The 19,073-nt window shown below is 42.9% G+C and carries 19 protein-coding genes and 3 pseudogenes; 4 read left to right on the top strand and 18 right to left on the bottom strand.

Features of this window, described 5'->3' with window-relative positions; all coding sequences use genetic code 11:
* Nucleotides 1-138: 138 nt before the first annotated feature.
* Nucleotides 139-792: a HupE/UreJ family protein gene (locus O9300_RS10760; protein ID WP_287971638.1), complete on the bottom strand. Its 654-nt coding sequence runs from the start codon at nucleotides 790-792 to the stop codon at nucleotides 139-141.
* 14 nt (nucleotides 793-806) lie between these two features.
* Nucleotides 807-1,733 (bottom strand): class I SAM-dependent methyltransferase, encoded by a 927-nt coding sequence (locus tag O9300_RS10765; protein WP_287733044.1) that lies wholly within the window; start codon nucleotides 1,731-1,733, stop codon nucleotides 807-809.
* Between the two features lie 202 nt (nucleotides 1,734-1,935).
* On the opposite strand from O9300_RS10765, the gene O9300_RS10770 reads away from it, so the two are divergent.
* Entirely contained in the window at nucleotides 1,936-3,132 is a 1,197-nt protein-coding gene (locus O9300_RS10770) for a homocysteine biosynthesis protein (protein WP_287971640.1), read from the top strand.
* On the opposite strand, the gene O9300_RS10775 is transcribed toward O9300_RS10770, so the two are convergent.
* From O9300_RS10775 to lipB, 3 genes are all read right to left on the bottom strand, one after another.
* Nucleotides 3,121-3,351: a hypothetical protein gene (locus O9300_RS10775; protein ID WP_044034630.1), complete on the bottom strand. Its 231-nt coding sequence runs from the start codon at nucleotides 3,349-3,351 to the stop codon at nucleotides 3,121-3,123. The genes O9300_RS10770 and O9300_RS10775 overlap by 12 nt on opposite strands.
* 67 nt (nucleotides 3,352-3,418) lie before the next feature.
* Nucleotides 3,419-4,681 (bottom strand): pentapeptide repeat-containing protein, encoded by a 1,263-nt coding sequence (locus O9300_RS10780; RefSeq protein ID WP_287971641.1) that lies wholly within the window; start codon nucleotides 4,679-4,681, stop codon nucleotides 3,419-3,421.
* Between the two features lies 1 nt (nucleotide 4,682).
* Nucleotides 4,683-5,351 (bottom strand): lipoyl(octanoyl) transferase LipB, encoded by a 669-nt coding sequence (gene lipB / locus O9300_RS10785; RefSeq protein ID WP_079208926.1) that lies wholly within the window; start codon nucleotides 5,349-5,351, stop codon nucleotides 4,683-4,685.
* 75 nt (nucleotides 5,352-5,426) lie between these two features.
* Between lipB and O9300_RS10790 the strand changes: the two are divergent.
* Both O9300_RS10790 and O9300_RS10795 read left to right on the top strand, forming a co-directional pair.
* Nucleotides 5,427-5,627: pseudogene (locus tag O9300_RS10790) on the top strand (DUF2887 domain-containing protein); the annotation flags it as partial.
* 45 nt (nucleotides 5,628-5,672) lie between these two features.
* Nucleotides 5,673-5,924: pseudogene (locus tag O9300_RS10795) on the top strand (DUF29 domain-containing protein); the annotation flags it as partial.
* A 53-nt stretch (nucleotides 5,925-5,977) separates the two neighbouring features.
* Here O9300_RS10795 and O9300_RS10800 read toward each other — a convergent pair.
* The 3 genes from O9300_RS10800 to O9300_RS10810 are packed head-to-tail and all read right to left on the bottom strand — an operon-like array spanning nucleotide 5,978 to nucleotide 8,294.
* Nucleotides 5,978-7,309 (bottom strand): flotillin family protein, encoded by a 1,332-nt coding sequence (locus tag O9300_RS10800; protein WP_287971642.1) that lies wholly within the window; start codon nucleotides 7,307-7,309, stop codon nucleotides 5,978-5,980.
* A 28-nt stretch (nucleotides 7,310-7,337) separates the two neighbouring features.
* The gene (locus O9300_RS10805) at nucleotides 7,338-7,679 is read right to left on the bottom strand and encodes a hypothetical protein (RefSeq protein WP_147072225.1); all 342 of its coding nucleotides are present in this window, start codon (nucleotides 7,677-7,679) and stop codon (nucleotides 7,338-7,340) included.
* A 48-nt stretch (nucleotides 7,680-7,727) separates the two neighbouring features.
* Nucleotides 7,728-8,294, bottom strand: a complete 567-nt coding sequence (locus O9300_RS10810) for a hypothetical protein (protein ID WP_012265092.1) — start codon at nucleotides 8,292-8,294, stop codon at nucleotides 7,728-7,730.
* A gap of 168 nt (nucleotides 8,295-8,462) precedes the next feature.
* Between O9300_RS10810 and O9300_RS19480 the strand changes: the two genes are divergently transcribed.
* Nucleotides 8,463-8,645 carry a hypothetical protein gene (locus tag O9300_RS19480; protein WP_061432978.1) on the top strand — a complete coding sequence of 61 codons (183 nt, stop codon included), beginning with the start codon at nucleotides 8,463-8,465 and terminating at the stop codon, nucleotides 8,643-8,645.
* 223 nt (nucleotides 8,646-8,868) lie between these two features.
* On the opposite strand, the gene hpsP is transcribed toward O9300_RS19480, so the two are convergent.
* The 10 genes and pseudogenes from hpsP to O9300_RS10860 form a co-directional block, all read right to left on the bottom strand.
* On the bottom strand, nucleotides 8,869-10,080 hold the full coding sequence (hpsP, locus tag O9300_RS10815; protein WP_287971644.1) for a hormogonium polysaccharide biosynthesis glycosyltransferase HpsP: 1,212 nt from the start codon (nucleotides 10,078-10,080) through the stop codon (nucleotides 8,869-8,871).
* A gap of 460 nt (nucleotides 10,081-10,540) precedes the next feature.
* Nucleotides 10,541-11,788, bottom strand: a complete 1,248-nt coding sequence (gene trpB, locus O9300_RS10820) for a tryptophan synthase subunit beta (protein WP_287971646.1) — start codon at nucleotides 11,786-11,788, stop codon at nucleotides 10,541-10,543.
* 137 nt (nucleotides 11,789-11,925) lie between these two features.
* Nucleotides 11,926-14,496: a DUF3536 domain-containing protein gene (locus O9300_RS10825; protein WP_287971647.1), complete on the bottom strand. Its 2,571-nt coding sequence runs from the start codon at nucleotides 14,494-14,496 to the stop codon at nucleotides 11,926-11,928.
* Between the two features lie 436 nt (nucleotides 14,497-14,932).
* On the bottom strand, nucleotides 14,933-15,178 hold the full coding sequence (locus O9300_RS10830) for a DUF2442 domain-containing protein (protein WP_002784986.1): 246 nt from the start codon (nucleotides 15,176-15,178) through the stop codon (nucleotides 14,933-14,935).
* A 4-nt stretch (nucleotides 15,179-15,182) separates the two neighbouring features.
* Nucleotides 15,183-15,431 (bottom strand): DUF4160 domain-containing protein, encoded by a 249-nt coding sequence (locus O9300_RS10835; protein ID WP_190722434.1) that lies wholly within the window; start codon nucleotides 15,429-15,431, stop codon nucleotides 15,183-15,185.
* A gap of 219 nt (nucleotides 15,432-15,650) precedes the next feature.
* Nucleotides 15,651-15,907 (bottom strand): annotated as a pseudogene (locus O9300_RS10840) (Txe/YoeB family addiction module toxin).
* Nucleotides 15,903-16,142 (bottom strand): hypothetical protein, encoded by a 240-nt coding sequence (locus O9300_RS10845; protein WP_287971648.1) that lies wholly within the window; start codon nucleotides 16,140-16,142, stop codon nucleotides 15,903-15,905. The pseudogene O9300_RS10840 and the gene O9300_RS10845 overlap by 5 nt, the downstream one beginning before the upstream one ends.
* 354 nt (nucleotides 16,143-16,496) lie before the next feature.
* Nucleotides 16,497-16,706 (bottom strand): type II toxin-antitoxin system HicA family toxin, encoded by a 210-nt coding sequence (locus O9300_RS10850; protein ID WP_190722431.1) that lies wholly within the window; start codon nucleotides 16,704-16,706, stop codon nucleotides 16,497-16,499.
* Complete coding sequence (locus tag O9300_RS10855; RefSeq protein ID WP_190722430.1) at nucleotides 16,703-16,903, bottom strand: type II toxin-antitoxin system HicB family antitoxin; 201 nt, start codon at nucleotides 16,901-16,903, stop codon at nucleotides 16,703-16,705. Before O9300_RS10855 ends, O9300_RS10850 begins: the two co-directional genes overlap by 4 nt.
* A gap of 395 nt (nucleotides 16,904-17,298) precedes the next feature.
* Entirely contained in the window at nucleotides 17,299-18,804 is a 1,506-nt protein-coding gene (locus O9300_RS10860; RefSeq protein ID WP_287971649.1) for a reverse transcriptase domain-containing protein, read from the bottom strand.
* Between the last annotated feature and the right edge of the window lie 269 nt (nucleotides 18,805-19,073).

The following is a 19,073-nucleotide window of genomic DNA, read 5'->3' on the forward strand; positions in this document are numbered from 1 at the left end:
TTGGAGGGATCGGGGGTAAAATTCAGGTACTTTTTCCCTGAAAATTAGGTAACTGACTACCTCAAAATCGGTAAAACCCTACACCCCACACCCCACACCCCACACCCTGCCCCCACCAACAAACTTTTTCAGCAGACCCTACTTAATTCCCACTAAAAAAGTTGTACCGATCGCCATAATTGCTAATCCGATTAACTTGCTAATTAGAGTCGCTTGCTTGGCTAATTTTTCCTTAATGACACTGCCAAGGAAAAAAGCACCAGATGCGATCGCTAATTGGATCACGGTAAAACCGATTAAATAGGCAACTAAAGCGGCAACTCGCGCCCCGATAATTGATTCTCCGTAGGCATAACCGTGGAAAATTCCCGCAATCATTGCCAGAGTTGCCAGAGCGATCGTATAGAGATTAGAATGAGTTTGTAAACCTTTTTTCAGGGTTAAAATCACGCCAAAAATCACCACAGAAAGGGCAACAATCCCTTCAGGAAAAAGTAAATTTATTCCCTGTAAATGAATACCCGTCCCGATTAAAGTGGCAATCGCAAAAGCGATCGGAATTAATAAACCCTGTTCCATACCCACAGCAATTAAACCACTAGCCACCACAAAAGCTAAATGATCTAAACCGATAACTGGGTGAGCTAAACCCGATAAAAATCCGTTCCAAAAATTATCGGGAGTTTGCCCTGCCATGGGATGATGGGCGAGGGTTTTGCTGGCAAAAATTAACAGGAAGATAGGGACAATAGTTAATATCTTTGTCCAACTTTGACGAAAAATTATCTTCATTGATTACCTCAAAATTATGATTCGGAAACCCGCGCAACAATCGCCCGGTGTCGGGGACTGGTGGGGGTAATGATCGGTGCTTGAAACCCCGCTTCAACTAATGCCTGTTCGATATCGAGAGTAAAATATTGATCGAGATAGGGTTCGGTACTCTTGAGTAAGGTTAGGACATAAGGGGGCATTTTTCGATAAATTTCCGAGCGCGGATTCATATCCATCAGCGTCAAATAACCCCCCGATCGCAATAAACGACGCGCTTCGGCGAAAATTTCTCTAGTAGCCTGTTGGGGTAGTTCGTGGAACATTAAAAACGAAGATACCAGATCGTAGGACTGACTGGGTAATTGAGTTTTTTCCGCAGCCGCGTGTTGCCATTGAATCGTCTTTTGTTTTTGTTGAGCTTGGTATTGGGCAACGGCTAAATAGTAGGGAGAGAGATCTAACCCAGTTACCCTGGCTTGAGGATAAGTATCTTGCAGTGCGAAGCTGCTCATGCCGACACTACAGCCTAAATCGACAATATCGTTAATTTCTGCCTTGATTTGCTCTTTTAATATCCGGTGATATTCCCGCCGCAATCGCGGATCGCCGTCCATCCCCGCCCCGGGCCAGATGGTAGAATGGACAGCATAGGCAGCAGATTCTACCTCAAAGGCTGGCAACCAGTCTAAATTGCCCTTTTCGTAAGCGTGGAAAGAACAAACGTAGTATTCGGGATAGACGAGATCGGGATTTTCTACCGCTTGCAGTTCCCAACTCCAATCCCGTTGCTGCCATTGTTTGACGTTTTCCCGCCAAGGTACGCCTAGTTTTTCGGCTCTTTTAATCATCATATTGCGCGCCTGATAGCGAGCGATGTCAAAAAGCGGTTTTATGCCGAGAATACGGTTAACTAGACCAGAAACAGGATTAAAGGAGGCCGGAACGGGTGTAACTGTCATAGAAAAGCTTCGATCGTAAATTTTCCCTTTTTTATCTTATAACAGTGATCAGTCATCAGTAATCAGTAATCAGTGAAAAGACAGCACTGTTACGGCCATTTAATACTGCTCAGTTAATACCACTCACTTAAAACTCAAATCTGATTACTGTTTACTGACAACAGCAAAAAGCTCCCTAACCACCATCTGGTCAATTTTTCTTATGAGAACAATCGCTGAAATCAACGACAAAATTGCTAAAAAAACGGCTGTAGTCTGGACAGTAGAGGAATTAAAAGGCCGCGTTACCGAGATGGGAATTAAGGAGGTTTTTTCCCAAGTAGATGTGGTTTGTACGGGAACTTTTGAACCGATGGAATCTTCGGGGGCAATTATTAATTTAGGTCAGACGGATCCGCCGATAAAAATTCGTCAATGTTGGTTAGATGGGATTCCTGCTTATGCTGGTTTTGGGGCGGTGGATTTATATTTAGGAGCCAGCGCTATTAGTGATCTAGCGGCCAAAAATGAGAATTTAGAGGGAGAAAATCCCGAAAGGGGCGGCGGACATATTATTGAGGATTTAATCGCTGGAAAATCGATTCAATTGCGCGCTGTCGGCCAGGCCACTGATTGTTATCCTCGCACTTCTTTTGAAACGATTATTTCTAAGGAGACTATCAATCAATTTTATCTTTTTAATCCTCGCAATCTCTACCAGAATTTTATCGTCGGAGTCAATGGGGGAGAGCGGACTTTATATACTTATTTAGGACCACTACAGCCGCGATTAGGTAATGCGGTTTATTCTAACCCCGGAGCCATTTCTCCCCTGTTAAATGACCCCGATTTAGAGGCTATAGGCATCGGTACGCGCCTTTTTTTGGGAGGAGGAATCGGTTATATTGCCTGGGAAGGAACCCAACATTTTCCCCTGCAAAAACGCCTACAAAATCGAACTCCTATTGGACCGGCTTCCACCTTAGCCTTAATTGGTGATGCTAAACAAATGAATGCTCGCTGGGTGCGGGGTTGTTATTTCAAAAATTATGGGGCTTCTTTAATGTTAGGGGTAGCAGTACCGATTCCAATTTTAAGCGAGGAAATCGTCCGACATTGTGCGGTAAAAGATGAGGAAATTGTCGCTCCAGTGGTGGATTTTTCCATTCCCCGGCGAGTCCGTCCTACCTTTGGTTTAATCACCTACGCTAAACTAAAAAGCGGTCGGATTATGATCGAGGGAAAAAGTGTTAGGGTTGCTCCTTTGGCCAGTATTTCCTTGGCCCGGGAAGCCGCTTTAGAATTAAAAGCACTAATCGAATCGGGAGAATTTACCCTCACAGAACCCGTGGCAAAAATTAATCTAGAGCGGACTTTTATACCCCAGGATCGTTGGGGTGGAAAATTATCAATTGAGTGAGGAGTTAAGGGATTGCGTGCAGGTGGCACAACTACAATTAAGATGACGTAAAATCGGATTTTCTTCGCTGGTTGTCTTGCCGATAATCATGTCACCTAAGTTCTCGGTGTTGAAACTAGGATGAAAGGACTCTGGGGCAGCTTGTACGGAGTTAGTGGTAACTGCTAGGGCTAATAAACTAGCGGAGGCAGTGGCAAGAATAACGACTTTTTGATTCATAAATTTGTGGGAATTATTGACCATGAATACCACTGATTATAACACTGCCCCCTGCCGATCGCCTCCGTTAACGACCTAAAAGATTGGCAATATCAGCACATCCCCCCGGAATGGTTGCGCGGGACTTTTCCCCACACCAACGACAACAATAGTGACGTTGTTCCTCGCTCATGTTTTTCACCCCGGTAAAATTGACATTTTCTACCACTGCTCCCGTGTGTTCTCCGCTGTCATAATTGGGGGGAACGCTGCGACTGCGGGGGGTAGCATTTTCTAGGGAACCATAAAATAAACGCATCCCTTTCATATCTGCCCCTCTTAAATTAGCTTCGTAGAGAATTGTCCGCGATACATTTGCTTTCACCAAATCGCTATAACTTAAATCGGCCCGCACCATATTCGCTTCGCTTAAATCCGTCCAGCGCAAATCCTGCCCAGAAATGTCGGACCCCGCTAACATTACCCCCAATTGTACTACTCTTGTACCGAACTCTCGATCCTCCGCATAACCCCCTTCCCCGTCTAGAATCGGTCTGCCTAGATAACGATCGCGTTTAATCGGTGATAATAGCCGCGATTGACTCAAAAAACGCAGTATTTTCGCTTTTCCAGAGGCATCGACACTGCTGAGGATGGAAGCGGTGCGACCTTCTGCGATCGCTCTTTCCTGGGGCCAATCTTCTAAAAATCCCTCCTCATCCAAGGCTAGATCGGAAATCCCTTGAAAATAGGAATCGATCGTCTGTTGTTGGGTAATGCGATTTTGTTGTATGGTTAAATCCTTAGAAATAACGTACTGTTCCCAGGCCACATAGACGGCTAACACGGCGATCATAATCTGTCCCAAGGCCCCCACCCACTCGGCCCAGGAACCAAACTCATCGTATTTAAAACTCTCTAACCATCGCAATATGCGCTCGTAAACTCCTAAATATTTCCCTAATCCGGCCAGAGCGGCTATAAAAACTATAAAGGCAAAAACCGTCTGACGTTCAGAGGGGGTGAGATAATGGGCGATCCACTGGCGAATAGAGGGCAAAATCACCTGTAAAGATATTAATATCGCTACTATCGCCCCAGAAAAGCCTAACCAGTCCCAGCTAAAGACCAGGCCGATGGTCATCACCATCAGGGGGGCCAGTAGTAACCCCGCGTTACCCGGTCGAAGATCTTTTAATAGTAGGATGCGCTGACGCACGGGATTACGCGAAGATAAAGAGGAGACGTATTCGGAGGCATCGGGGGGCGATAAACTGGTTTTACCGTTATTTTCGGGGTTATCGGCCCTATTTTCTGCGGCGAGTTTTTCTGGTTCTTTGCGATCGCTCATGTTAATCCTTGTCAAGAGAAAATAATTCCACACCGAAAACTGAGGCGAAAACTCTCGATAAATCTTGCTGTACTTGCATAAGACTAATATTAGGCAGAAACTGCCGTAAACTGCCCACGGGTTTATTAGCAATCCCACAGGGAATAATCTCGGCAAAACCGCTTAAATCTGGACAAACATTGATGGCAAAACCATGATAGGTAATCCAATGACTAACTTTAATACCGATCGCCGCTATTTTATACCCTTCTACCCATACCCCCGTCAGGCCCGCGATTCTTTCCCCCGACAATCCATAAATAGCGATAGTTTGCAGGATGACTTCTTCCAATTGTCGCAAATACCAGTGTAAATCCTGCCGATAATAGCGCAAATTGAGGATCGGATAGCCCACTAACTGCCCCGGACAGTGATAGGTGACTTCGCCTCCTCGCTCGATTCGGTACACTTCTTTGTCGGTTTTGTCAAGATTAAATTTAATAAACTTAATATCTGAACCAGTACCGAGGGTGTAAACGGGGGGATGTTCCAGCAGCAGCAGCACATCGGGTAAGTCAGGATTAGCAATTCTCGCCTCCACCAGCGATCGCTGTTGCGACCAAGCGAGAGAATAGGGAGTAATTGCCTGAATTTTTAGCCCACAGAGACGAGGCATTTTTTGAGCATTCATCGAGAGATGTGATTGTTCAAATTATTTAAGAAATGTGGAAGATCACCAAGGAAAATTAAAAGAAGGGAAGAATAGATGTTGGGGAGAATAATAAGCACTAATCTAAAGTTATCCCATCTATCATCTCTTGGGATCAGTATCCTCCAGTTTATCCTCATCGGCGCCAAAAAAGCACCAAAACAAGTTCAATCCTTGATTGAGCAAACCCACCAACAGGTTGTTGACCCTAACAATCAAAGAAATGTTATCGAGTTAATCGAGAAGATTATTATCTACAAATTTACTCACCATGGCACTGCTCTAAGATGGAGACAATCAATTATGCTAGGTGTTCACGCATTAAAACAACTCTATGAGATTGATGACTCTCAATGGCTAGGAGAAACCATTAGCCTACTCAGAAATCATCAATTTCAACAGCTAGACTTAGAACATTTAATCGAGGAATTAGAGGATTTGGGCAAAGAAAAGAAAAATGCTGTAGCCAGTCTTTTAGAACAGGTTATCCGCCATTTATTATTCCTGCAATACTGGAGCAAGGAAGCAGAATATAAGACAATTTATTGGCAGGAATAAATCGATAACTTCCGTACTCAATAAAATCAGGCTAGTAGGTTTTCTGACTGCTATTTTTCAATTTTATTGGTGAGAGTTCCGACCACATCAATACCGAGGGTTTGATGGACACTGGCGAGGAATTGATTGACGATTTCGGGATAGACTTTAATCAGGGTAGCGAGGGATTTCCCATCACCATTATCAACAATATTAACTCGCTCGAGGTGTAAGCGTTTAGGAATTTTGATCGCTTCTTCTAGGATAGTTTCTAACTGTTGAATCAAGAAAATTGCCTCTGCTTCGCTGCCGGTATTTTGCCAGACTTCCGCGAATAATTCGTTAACCAAGGCTTCAGCTTTGGCATTTTCTTCAAAAATTGCCGCTTCTCCTCTAGCGCGGAAAGTTTCGGCTTCCTGCTGCGCTTCTGCGGGTAAAACTTGATCTGCTTGGAGACGTAATCTTTCTAATTCTGCTCTGACCTGTTGCAATTTTTCTTCAACTATAGCACGTTTTTCCTTAGCGGCGGCGATAGTTATTTCTTCTTCCGATTTTGCCTGTTGTTCCAGTTTTGCCTTTAACTTTCTCAATTCGTTTTCTTGCTCTAAAATGATAATTTGATCGCGGGTTTTAGCTACGGTTGCCTGTTCCTCACATTCCGCGACTATTTGTTCAGCTTCATTGAGTGCATTTGATTCAGCAATTTCAGCATCACGCATGACTAAAGCGATTCTTTCCCGTCCGAGGGAGTTAAGATAATCCACTTCATCGGCGACATTTTGAATTTTGAGAGTATCAATTTCTAAACCGAGTTTAAACAGGTCTTTACTGACGTTACTGGTAATACTTTCGGCAAATTTTAGGCGATCTTCGTTCACTTGTTCGGGGGTCATTGTTGCGACTACACCCCGCAAGTTTCCTTCTAAAGTTTCTTTAGCTACGCGAATAATTTCTTCTCGATCTCGATCTAAAAAACGTTCGATCGCATTGCCGACTATTTCAGGTTTAGAACTAACTTTCACGTTAGCAATTGCCACTATATTCAGGGGAATATTGCCCTTAGAATAGGCATTTTTAATCTCAATTCTGATCGGGGTTGTGGTGACATCCATGCGTTTAACGGTTTCTAAAATTGGAATACGAATCGCCCGACCCCCCGATATCACTCGATAACCTACATCTTGTCTATCTTTTGATTTGCGTTTCATCCCACTCAGGATGACTACTTCATTGGGTTTGCAAATACACAAAAAAGAATTGATAAACCAAATCGCACCAATCCCCAGAAATATCAATAAAGCAATGGGAACACTATTCAACAATAAATTACCAGCACTGTTGTTATTGTTGTCGTATTGATTGGGATTGATTTGGATGAGATAGGAATTATTTTGACTATTCATAGTTAGTTACCCTTTGGTCTAGAAGAAATTACAAATCGCCTCTGATATACTTTTCCGCAATGACTAAAACTTTATTATCCTGGAAATTGAGGATAAATGCTTGATCCCCGACATTAAATTGTTCTTCCCCTTCCGTTATCGCTACTATATCGATCAGACTATCCCCGACATTAACTCGCACTTTCCCCTTGCTATTTTTATCGAAGGGGATTTGAACAACTCCGATTAAACCGATGAGAGAGTGATGATCGACAATACTATTTACCTGTTGGTGGCAGCGTCTTAACTTGACTAAAATCAGGAGTAGAATGGCCAAACCAATACCTACCCCTAAAGAAATTAAAACGATTGTGAGCAGTTGAGCATTCATAGTTTAGTTATTTACCGTTATGGTTGCCCCCAATCTAATTACTGTTAACTAATTTGAGACTTCGGCCATTTCAATCACGCGATCAGCATTATCTTTGACCAAAAAATTTAAAGGTTTATTGCGACGAACTTTATACTTTAAGCGTCGTGATTCCACCCGCATCAGAATTTGTTCTAAACAATCGTGATCAAAACAAACGTGACGATGACGATCCTTATAACCCGCGGTTGCTCCAGCAACGATGTGCAGTTGGGTATTTTTCTTTAACTGATACCATAAACCCTGGGGTTGATCTCCCAAAGAAGTATGAGCAGTAGTCACAGCCGGATTACTAGACATATAAAATGGGTCAATCATATTATTGCCCATCGTCTGCTCATAATTGTAATAGTAATGGAGGGGAACATCGGCCGTGGGTAAATTTAAAAGTCCTTCATAAAATTGTCGGGCTGTCTCCAAATCTGTCACCATGATTGTATGAACTTTTGGGGCGCTGGTTAGAAACATCCACATGGCTAAAGCATAAGCGGCCAGAAGCATAACCATAATCCCCTGGGTGGACAGGAGAGTATCAAGGGGTAGGAAAGCGCCGAAGAAAAGATGATTTATCAACACTGATGTGATCCTATTGCCTAAGAATTTCTATCATTCCCTAATTATAATCACGGCGCTGAAACTTAAGTGAACAGGGTGGGGAGTTACCGAGTCCCGTACATTTGTATTAAAATGCTCCCTACCCAGTTTAAATAGGGTTTGCTGAAAAAGCTTTTCGGTGGTGGCAGGGTGTGGGGTGTGGGGTGTGGGGTGTGGGGTTTTATCGATTTTCAGGTGGTCAACTACCTAATTTTCAGGGAAAAAGTCCAGGAAATTTCCCCCCGATCCCCGCAATGGCTGGCACTTTTTGAGGGGAAAAAAGTCCAAAAGTCTTATCCAACAAGGTTTTTAGATTTATTCAGCAGACCCTAAATACAGTACAATTTGCCTCAAATTTTCCCTCTGGGATGAATAAATGATGAGATGATGACATTGCGGACGGAAATATGAGGAATTAGCGGAGATGAAAGCGTATATTGGAAATAGAGCCATCCCTAGAAAAGTGAGCCACTGTTATGAATTCTTTTGCGCTTCCCGTCTTTCTGCAATCAGGTTTAACCCTACTGGCATTTTTAGTGCTGGTTATCCTGATGGCCTAAATCTTAATCCGTCTGTGACTTCGATCGAGCAGGGGACGATCGATAGCGCCGACTAGATTTTCATAGACGGTTAACAGTTGGTCAGCGATCGCTGACCAGCTATATTGATTTAAGACTAAATCCCTGGCATTTTTCCCTCGTTGTTGGCGAATTTCAGGATTAGTGATAGCCGTTGCCAAAGTATTAGTTAAATCCTCAAGCTGACAAGCTGTCACCCATCCCGCAGCCGCTGCTGCTACCGCAGGATATAGATCCACCCGGTCGGAGATAACCACGGGAATTCCGGCAGCCATAGCTTCTGCCACTGCGATGCCAAAATTTTCATAGTAGGAAGGTAAAACAAATAAATCGGCCCTAGCGAGGAGGTTATTTTTTACTTCTCCGGTCACAAATCCGGTAATTGTTGTATTTTTGCCCAAGATTGACCGCTCGATCTGATTTTTAATCCGATTTTCGTACTCCCGATCCTGGGGATTGCCTCCTGCTAAGACAAAATGAAAATCTAGGCCCTTTGCTAACAGACTTTCTAAACTGGGCAGCAATAAATCTAGACCTTTTTTCGGGTCAAGACGGGACATATAGAGGATGATCGGTTTATTTTGGGGAAGATCAAAACCGTTTACCGGTAGAGCTTGTGGGTCAAAAAAATCTACCCCTAGGGGGATGACAATATCCTTAGTTTTTATATTAAATCTTTCGGCGATTTGACACTCCTGCTGACTGGTAAAATGAACTGCCGCCGCCGCCGCTAAATTGGGTTTTTCCAGAAAATTGGCATATATTTGTTTAAGTTGCCGTTTTTTTTGCAAATCTGCCGGATCGAGGGTGCCTAGGGGACGGAGAATATAGGGCAGTTGACGGTAACGAGCGATCAAAGCCGATATACTGCTCACTGGGGAGAATAAGGCATGAATATGGGCGATATCGTAATCTTTTGCCCTATTAGCCAACCAAGTAAACAGATCAAGGGAAAATTTATAGCGGCGAAAGGGAGAACAGCGAAAATAATAGATTTGATAGCCATTTTGACTAACAGGGACCCCTAAAGGCACATCTAGGGGTGCTTGTCCCGTGTCACCATTGGAATCGGTGGTAATAATAGTCACCTCTTGGCCTAGTTGGGCCAAGGCCGCTGACAAACCGAGTACCATTTGACTAGGGCCACCATAAACAAGGGAAATCGAAGGAACAATCTGAAGAATTTTCATCGAAAAATTGGGTCAGAAACCCCGTCGTTCTAGGTTGGCTTTACTGTTAAATACTAGCGCATTTGCACGATATATGCTAGAAAGTGCCACTTAGAGCGACTCTAAGACCAGAACAGAGTAAATCTGTTAAGGCAGCTGGGAAACCGCTCAAGAAACCCCAAGAGGATATCAAATTCAGCTAGTCCGGAACAGGGAACGGTTGAAAACGAATATCAAATTTAGATGCACAATAGCTTATCCCTCTGATTTACCAGTTATTAGTAAACAGTAAGCAGTTATCAGTGATGAGACGGGGAGTAGGTAGCATTTTCATGGCTCAGTAAATGATAATCGGTCAAGGGTAAAAAGACAGCAAGAAACCGCCATTTAATAAGTAGATCAGCACCCCCCTTATTAAGGGGGGCAGGGGGGGATCACTTAATACTCAAATCTGATAACTGCTCACTGAAAAGGCTAAAGGTTAACCATTCATCGATAAATATTTAGCCACCGATTGCACATCTTTATCACCCCGTCCAGAGAAATTAATAACAATGCGAGGACTACCAGTTACTTGCGGGCAAAGAGTTTCTAAATAGGCTAAAGCGTGGGCAGTTTCTAGGGCCGGAATAATCCCTTCTAAACGGGAAACTCTTTGAAAAGCTTCTAATGCTTCCCGGTCAGTGACACTGTAATATTCGGCGCGACCACTATCTTTTAAAAAGCTATGTTCTGGCCCGACTCCGGGATAATCTAAACCGGCACTAATTGAGTGGGCCTCGATAACTTGACCTTCGCTATCTTGTAATAAATAACTCATTGCTCCATGTAGAACCCCCGGTTGACCTTGGGTAAGGGTGGCGGCGTGTTTTCCGGAAGCGATACTTTCCCCGGCGGCCTCAACACCAATTAAACGCACGGAAGCTTCTTTAACAAACTCATGAAATAAACCCATAGCATTAGAACCACCCCCCACACAAGCAAGGAGAATATCCGGTAAACCGCCCCATTTTTCCAGACTTTGCTGACGAGTTTCTTGACCGATAACCGCGTGAAAATCGCGCACCATCATCGGATAGGGATGGGGACCTGCCACAGAACCAAGGATGTAGTGAGTGGTTTCGACATTAGTTACCCAGTCGCGAATCGCTTCCGAGGTGGCATCTTTCAGGGTTCCCGTCCCGGCGGCCACGGGTTGCACCGTCGCCCCAAGCAGTCTCATGCGGAAAACATTGAGTTCCTGGCGTTCCATGTCGTGAATTCCCATATAAATCACGCATTCTAGACCAAAACGAGCGCAAACCGTAGCGGTGGCCACGCCGTGCTGTCCTGCCCCGGTTTCGGCGATAATTCGCTTTTTACCCATGCGTTTGGCTAATAAAACCTGACCGAGGGCGTTATTAATCTTGTGGGCCCCGGTATGGTTTAAATCTTCCCGTTTCAGGTAAATTTGCGCCCCAGTACCGTCAGCTTTGGCATAATGGGCGGTGAGACGTTCGGCAAAATATAAGGGACTAGGTCTACCGACGTAATCCTTGAGCAGTTGATTTAATTCTTCTTGAAAATCGGGGTCGTCCTTACACTGATTATAGGCCGTTTCTAGTTCACTTAAGGCTGGCATCAGGGTTTCTGGGACGTATTTGCCCCCGTAGCGTCCAAAACGCCCAAAAGCATCGGGATACTGGGTTGCTGTGCCGGCTGAGGCGGCATAAATCGGCGTGATAGTCATGTAAACCTTCGATGAGAGACTTATGATCCATTATAAATCTAAGGGTTTAGTCTCTGGGTTAACCTGAGTTCCAGGGCAATCATCGCCTAACCCACTTAATCATCAAAGGGTGAGCATTGCCCACCCTTTGACTGATTTTACAGCCAAATACTCACATCAACTTTTAACACCTGTCCTAATAGTAATAACCATTTTAATTGAGTCATCGGCCAGGGACAGGCAGCATCTATTGAATTGGACCGCAAAGAATTAAGAACTAGACGATCATGGAAGTAATAATAGTATAATTCCTGAGAGCGATCGAGGGATAATCCTAGCTTTAATTGTTGGCTAACTTCAATTAAACGGGTGATTAGGCGAGTATCCTCCTCCGCCGTTAAAGGATCGCCATCGTGCAATAATTTCCCAAGAGATTGCCAGAGCAGACTTTCTAAGGTTTGACGCGCTTCGGGGATGTTTAATTGACAGTGTAAATGATTGGCTTCCTTAGCAATAGCCAATAATTGATCGAGATTATTTTCCGTCGCTTGCCGCTGCTCAAAATCTTTTTCTAGGGCATTAATCACCTGTAAACAACGGTGAGAAATGGCAATATCGGCCGCTACCTGTAACTCTTGAGGTACGGGAATCTCATCCCGTTGGAAAGCCGCTAAAATGCCGTAATTATCCCGATAAACTTGGGTGTATAATTGATCGAGACGTTTTTTAGTTTCGGCTGTCACCTTCTGCATGATCCGGTGTCTTTCATCGGCAAAAAGATGGGGTAAAGCAAAAAAGTTTTCTCCCAATCCGCGCCCCATTTCTACGATCATGGTCGAGACACTGGCCTGTTGTAAAGATTCAAAGAGATGATCCTTAAGATTGGTATAGATTAACCGACCGTTAAAAGGTTGAATGCAGCAGTAAAAATCCCAACCTCCTAAATGTAGAACAGCAAAGACAAAATGTTCACTTTCTTGGGTAATTTCTGAGGTTAATTCCACCTGTCCCACTGCTAAAGTTAAAGACCCGATCGCTTGTTTTTGATAATCTAATTGACGGGTATTGTAACAATAAATCCGATGATGACCGGGATAATTGGTAAATAGGGAACTAATAGCGTAATGGGCCGCCACCCGTTCCAAATCGACCCGCGCAGAAGTGACCAATTGTCGATAGACATCGGCCCCATCTTGATATAACTTAACGTTACTGGGGGCGAAAGCTAGACGACTGAGGAAATTCATTTCTAATTGAATTCCAGCTACTTCTCCAGCTAATTCCAGGGCCCGGCCAGCATATCTCAAAATTTGCGTACCTTCAGGTCGAGAAATTTCTTCAAAAAACCAGCCACAACTGGTAAACATCAATAAAGCCTGTCTTTGCATTTCTAATAAACGCAAAGCATCGATTTTCTCGCTTTTACTCAGGTTGCGACTTTGATGCAAAGCGAGGAAATGTTCGATTGCGTCTGGGGAGCGATCTAAAATAACTGCAATGTAGTCATCCCTTGTCTGCCAAGGATCGCGGAAAAATTCCTGTCCTTGAATCTCATATACCTTAATCAACTCATCTCTGAGCCAATTTAGGGACTCCCGCAGGGGTTTACGCCATTTTTGCTGGTAATTTCCCCCTCCCCCGCAACCACAGTCATCCTGCCAACGATTTACGCCATGGACACAACTCCAAGCGGTCACGGGTTTTAATTCCACTTCCCAAGTGGGGGGGCAAATACTGAGATAATGGGCAAAATTGGTGACTGTCCAGCCGTTTTTAGGGAAAGATTCCGTAAAAGCATAGCTAAGACACTTCTCTGTCCCCTGTTTGTGGTGGCCGAAGGTTTCCCCATCGGTAGCGACGCTGATTAACTGGGAGGGACGATGATCCCCTTTAATTGCCTGTCCCAGACGACCGACGAGAAAATCACTGCTGGCTAGGACATCATTAAAGCCCATATCCCGAGAAATTGGACCATCGTAGAAGAAAATATCCAGATAACGACCATCGGGGATGTAACAGCGATAGGGACGGGTGGGATCGATTTGACCTCCGGCCACCGCGTGCCATTGGGGATGGGGATCTTGGTCGCTAGGGAAAGGACGACAGCGCAGGGCCTGGGAAGGGGCTAAAATGGTGAATTTAATCCCTTCATCGATTAAAGCTGTCACTGTGGCTAAATCAATGGCTGTTTCCGCTAACCACATTCCTTCGGGATCCCGGCCGAAACGATGCTGAAAATCGGCTTTTCCCCAGCGAATTTGGGTGTATTTGTCCTGTTTGTTGGCTAGGGGCAGAATGATATGATTATAGACTTGGGCGATGGCGTTACCATGACCGTTTAAGCGTTGACAACTTTTTTGATCCGCTGTCAGGATGCGTTGGTAAACTTCGGGATCATGGGATTGCATCCATGACATTAGGGTGGCCCCGATGTTAAAGCTGAGATATTCGTAGTTATTAACTATTTTGATCACTTCCCCCCGGTCATTGTAAATGCGCGCAAAAGCATTGGCACGATAACACTCGTGATGGATGCGTTCATTCCAATTATGGAAGGGATGGGCGCTCGGTTGCCGTTCAATTCTGTCTAGATAGGGATTTTCTCGCGGTGGTTGGTAAAAATGTCCGTGAACCGTGATATAAACTCCGTGAGCGGTTTTCAGGGGATCGACCCCCGTATCGGTATAGGAATAAAAGGTTGTAGAAGGATGTTCAACAAGATAAGTCATAGAAATGCCTAGAAAATCGTTTTTTTTTGAGCGAAAATAGCTGTAGAATGTAGCGACCTGATGTTTAAAAAAACTGAAAACCTGGCCGTTTTTCACGGCCTTGGGGTCACAATATCATGTTTTGTGTTCCTAGCAAAGCTAGGGTTAACAATTCGCAACTTCTCTATACACAGCACAAAGTAATACTAAATCTTGTTACAAAATCTAGCTTTTCCCGGTAAGCTGTTGACTATCTAGGGCTGACTGACCATCCTTGGCAATCGGCGTTCTAGCCTAGGAGAGATGCGATCGCTCTTACCCCTGCCCCAAAAGCGATCGCCATGCCCAAAAAATTGCTCATTCCAAAAATGATCGCCCCCTGCATTCCTATCCCAAGCAATGACAATTTTAAAGTTTAATCAACAGGATAACAGCGATCGCACTACAAGATCGGCAATCATAGTTCAATTCCATTGATCCAAATTTCATACTCGCTTATATCAACTTCATCATTCCAAATGATTCCGCTACCTGATGGATCAAGTTGAAAGTTTTTAAAGAAAGCATAGTTTTTAAGGGAAGAAAACATCGTTTTTTCTAGTAGATTTTCACAGTTATATTTTCTAGCTTGATGATTAGAAAAATGCACCAATAGAGTATAATTTTCAATGATTTCGGCTGATGTTATTTTGGGGTAAAGCATTGTTTTATTTCAAAGGTGGTAATTTATTAAATTCTTGAGTGTTCCACATTTTCAATAATTCTGGTTGATAGATTGTTGCCCATTCTACAACCATTTTTGTGGCTCTATTAGGTAAGTCTCCTTCAATGATTTCTAAGGTTTCCAGATTAAATAGGGCGTTATATTCTCCATAAATCGCATGAAAATGGGGAGGTGGATGATCGGCAAAAAAGAGTTTAATGATAATTCCATAAAATCGAGTAATTTCTGGCATAAATCTATTTTTAGAAGTCTTTCTTGATGACAAAAATATTATAACAAAGCTTGTTGGGTTTTGTTACCTCGACCTAAACGACAAGATCAGCGATCTGCTACGCAGTGCCTTCGGCATCGCCCCTCCTCATCCCCAAAAAGCGATCGCCCTTGGCGTTCCTATCCCAAGCAATGGCAATTTTAAAGTTTAATCCACAAGATAACGGCGATTACATTGAGCCTAGTCATAATGAAATTTACAACTGATAATAATAATTTCTGTTTCTGTAATTTTATAAACTAAGCGATGTTCATCATTAATGCGTCTTGACCAATAACCCTTGAGTTGATGTTTTAAGGGTTCGGGTTTGCCGATTCCAGAGAAAGGATGGCGCAATATGTCGTCAATTAAATCAACTTTTTATAGAGTTTTTTGTCTTCTATAGCCCATTCATTGAATTGTTTAAAAGCTTTTGGATCAAATACTATATTTTTAATGCCATTCGTTTACGGTAATTGTCACTAAGTTTTCTTGATTTTCTATTCTGTCAATAGCTTCGGATAATTCACGCTGATTGGCTTCTGTTGAAAGAAGATATTCAGTTGTATCGGATTCAGAATCAGATACTAAAATAATAATATCCACATCTGTTCCTTCTTCTAGTTCCGCAGAATAAAGCTCTATTTTTCCTTCTCTGCCAACAATTCCTTTCTGTTTAATCGCTCTAATCATGATTTTTTCTCTTAAGATGTCAAACAATTATGGCTATTATATCAAAATCAGCAGGAGTTAGAACTGATGACAAGAAAAGCGATCACACTAATGACACTCAAAAGACATCTCCAAAAATTATAACCCAGTCACAGCTTGCTTTTGGTTTGCGTACTAACTAAGTAGTTCGATAACGGTAATGTATATCTATCGTTGCTAATTCGGGTTTGCTGAAAAAATATGAGGCAATTAAAATAATTTTTATTCGGGTATATTCCTTAACTAGAAAGACTTTTGGTCTTAAGATAATATTAGGTCGAGGTCTAAAGAGATCGCAGTTTTAAGGTTTAATCAACAAGGTGATAGTGATCGCTGTTATCTCAAGTCATCTTCGTTCAGACCAGCATCTTTCAAAATACTCTTAAGAGTACCAATTGGCAAATCTTTATTGCCATGAACAGGAACGGATAAAATAACTTTCATTCCCTGTTTTGTATAAATATGATGACTACTACTAATGCGTTTTAACTGCCAACCATAACGTTCAATAATTTTACAAAGGGCTTTGCCAGAAATAGATTTCATAATGATAATTCGATTAGCTCTTTGTCTGCTTCAATTTCTGTTTCTTGACTTGCAACTTCAAGCCATCCTTGAACCGCATCTTGCAACATTTCTAATAATTGTTCGTAGCTTTCTCCCCAGGTATGACAACCTGGCAATGCAGGTACGGAACCGCACCAAATACCATCCTCTTGCCAGATTAGAGCTTTAATTTTCATGTTATTGTTACTCCAAATATATATTTGCCTAATCTTACTATGATAATAGAAAAATACGATATGAGATCGCCTCTCCTCATTCCCAAAAAGCGATCGCTACTCCAAAAAAATTGCTCCTTCCAAAAACGATCGCCCCTCCCCATTATCAAAAAACGATCACTCCTCCTGATCCCCCCAAAATTGCTCCTCCCCAAAACGATCGCAATTCACATCCCAAAAAGCGATCACACCATAAGAAGAAAACCTGATCGCACTAAAGTCCAAAATAATCGCAAATCAGATAATTATCGTTAAAAAAACAATTTGGTAGGTAGAGTCGATGGGAGGTATTATCCTCCGCACCTCTCTCTTAGAGCCGAGCGTGCGACTTTCACCGCACTCGGCTCCCGATAATCTTAGCTTTCACTTTTGCACCTGTGGATGTAATCGTGGCATGATTCGTGTACTGCCAAAAGATTATTGGCTCGACCATTAGCGTGATTTCTATCGATGTGGTGCAGATGTATTCTTTCCTCATCAATAAATTTCAAGCCACAATATCCACAGGTATGGTTCCGTCGGATTAAAGACCTAGAAGTTGCTCCATCGTAAAGTTTGGACTGTCTCTTCGACCAGTAAACTAAGTCACCGTTAAAAGGCGAATAATCTCCTCTAACGTTGATGTGCTTGTTTTCTGAATATGGCACAGGTGGAAACGCTTTTTTGACTAAATTTGCAGCCATCTGGCGGTTTACCTTTTTTTCTTTTAAGAACACTTTATATGTCCTATGATTAAGTTGCCATAATGAGAATCTTGAGCCATTCAGTTGACAATAGCGGTGGTAGTTTCTCCATCCTCTGACTATTGGAGCTAATTTTTGGGCTTTAATCTTTGCCCCATAGTTCGAGTGATTGATGATGGCTTTAACTTTCTGACGAAAGGCTTTAAAGTTTTCCTCTGAGGGATAACTTCTAAATTTTCCGTTGGCTTGCACAACAAAGTGCCATCCTAAAAAATCAAATCCTTCTGTCGAGGCTACTAACCTTGTCTTCGATGGCTTAATGTTTAGACCTCTTGTAGCTAGAAAACTTGCGACTTTTTCAAGAATCTCTTCCGCTTTATCTTGGGGTTTAAGAAGGAACACCAAATCGTCAGCATATCTGACTGAGTAGTGAATATTCTCTATTCCGTTGAGAGCGATGTTTGCTAGTAATGGACTCACGACACCTCCTTGGGGAGTTCCTTGTTCAGGAAATTCTGGGTTAACTCCTGCTTTTAAGCATCTCATCAATCCAGCTTTGATGCTTTGGGGAGCAATGATTAATTCCCTTAATGTGTTGTGGTTGATTCTATCGAAGCATTTCTCGATGTCTAATTCTAGGATTCTTTTGTTTAATCCGTTGCTGCTACTTCTTAAGTTTAAGAAGAGTATTTTTTGACAATCGTGAGCGGAACGTCCAGTTCTAAAACCGTAGCTCCTTTCGTGAAATGTGGCTTCGTGGGCAGGTTCTAGGGCGTATTTGACAAGACATTGCCAAGCTCTATCTGAGATGGTAGGAATTTTGAGCATCCGTGTTGTTCCATCCTTTTTGGCTATCGGAATTTTTCTCAGTCCCTGATGTTGCCAATTCCAGACTTTGGTTTCTAGGACTGATTCTAATTCCCACCTTTCTCGGAATGAAAGTGATGCTTTCCCATCTATTCCTGCTGTCTTCTTACCAGCGTTTAGTTGAGTTACTTGACGAATTGCCAGTAATCTAGCACTTCGAGATTTTAAGATTAGCTTTTGAAGATTTTTGGCTTTTGCCTTGTCTCCTACTCCCATCGCTTTCCACAGTCTACATTGTAGCCGGAATAGATTCCTACGGAGTTTCTTCCACGGAATGTTTTTCCACAGTTCTCTATAGCTATTACTAATCATGAGTCTCACTGGTCTCTACTTGGTTTCTTGTGTTCTGATTACCTCGAAGCAATTACGCTTCGTCCTACCCGATGTTAGGGGTTACGTTGCTCGTCCAACCTACTTGAGTTTCGACTTTTCTCTTGACCTAATCATCGTTTTTCTTCGTTCCGACTTTGGGATTGTTTTGACAACTTAGGGTTGACCACTTCACCCACCTTCAACTCTAGGGATAGCAGATACCGTAACGAACGCTCTGCGAGTTTAGAAGGTTGAGTCAACATTTTTAG

Source organism: Microcystis sp. LE19-195.1E, from assembly GCF_027532095.1.
GTDB lineage: Bacteria > Cyanobacteriota > Cyanobacteriia > Cyanobacteriales > Microcystaceae > Microcystis > Microcystis aeruginosa.

Coding starts and splice junctions, on each gene's coding strand:
- O9300_RS10760 (WP_287971638.1), bottom strand. CDS start 792: ATGAAGATAATTTTTCGTCAAAGTTGGACAAAGATATTAACTATTGTC.
- O9300_RS10765 (WP_287733044.1), bottom strand. CDS start 1,733: ATGACAGTTACACCCGTTCCGGCCTCCTTTAATCCTGTTTCTGGTCTA.
- O9300_RS10770 (WP_287971640.1), top strand. CDS start 1,936: ATGAGAACAATCGCTGAAATCAACGACAAAATTGCTAAAAAAACGGCT.
- O9300_RS10775 (WP_044034630.1), bottom strand. CDS start 3,351: ATGAATCAAAAAGTCGTTATTCTTGCCACTGCCTCCGCTAGTTTATTA.
- O9300_RS10780 (WP_287971641.1), bottom strand. CDS start 4,681: ATGAGCGATCGCAAAGAACCAGAAAAACTCGCCGCAGAAAATAGGGCC.
- lipB (WP_079208926.1), bottom strand. CDS start 5,351: ATGAATGCTCAAAAAATGCCTCGTCTCTGTGGGCTAAAAATTCAGGCA.
- O9300_RS10800 (WP_287971642.1), bottom strand. CDS start 7,309: ATGAATAGTCAAAATAATTCCTATCTCATCCAAATCAATCCCAATCAA.
- O9300_RS10805 (WP_147072225.1), bottom strand. CDS start 7,679: ATGAATGCTCAACTGCTCACAATCGTTTTAATTTCTTTAGGGGTAGGT.
- hpsP (WP_287971644.1), bottom strand. CDS start 10,080: ATGAAAATTCTTCAGATTGTTCCTTCGATTTCCCTTGTTTATGGTGGC.
- trpB (WP_287971646.1), bottom strand. CDS start 11,788: ATGACTATCACGCCGATTTATGCCGCCTCAGCCGGCACAGCAACCCAG.
- O9300_RS10825 (WP_287971647.1), bottom strand. CDS start 14,496: ATGACTTATCTTGTTGAACATCCTTCTACAACCTTTTATTCCTATACC.
- O9300_RS10830 (WP_002784986.1), bottom strand. CDS start 15,178: ATGCTTTACCCCAAAATAACATCAGCCGAAATCATTGAAAATTATACT.
- O9300_RS10835 (WP_190722434.1), bottom strand. CDS start 15,431: ATGCCAGAAATTACTCGATTTTATGGAATTATCATTAAACTCTTTTTT.
- O9300_RS10845 (WP_287971648.1), bottom strand. CDS start 16,142: ATGATTAGAGCGATTAAACAGAAAGGAATTGTTGGCAGAGAAGGAAAA.
- O9300_RS10850 (WP_190722431.1), bottom strand. CDS start 16,706: ATGAAATCTATTTCTGGCAAAGCCCTTTGTAAAATTATTGAACGTTAT.
- O9300_RS10855 (WP_190722430.1), bottom strand. CDS start 16,903: ATGAAAATTAAAGCTCTAATCTGGCAAGAGGATGGTATTTGGTGCGGT.
- O9300_RS10860 (WP_287971649.1), bottom strand. CDS start 18,804: ATGATTAGTAATAGCTATAGAGAACTGTGGAAAAACATTCCGTGGAAG.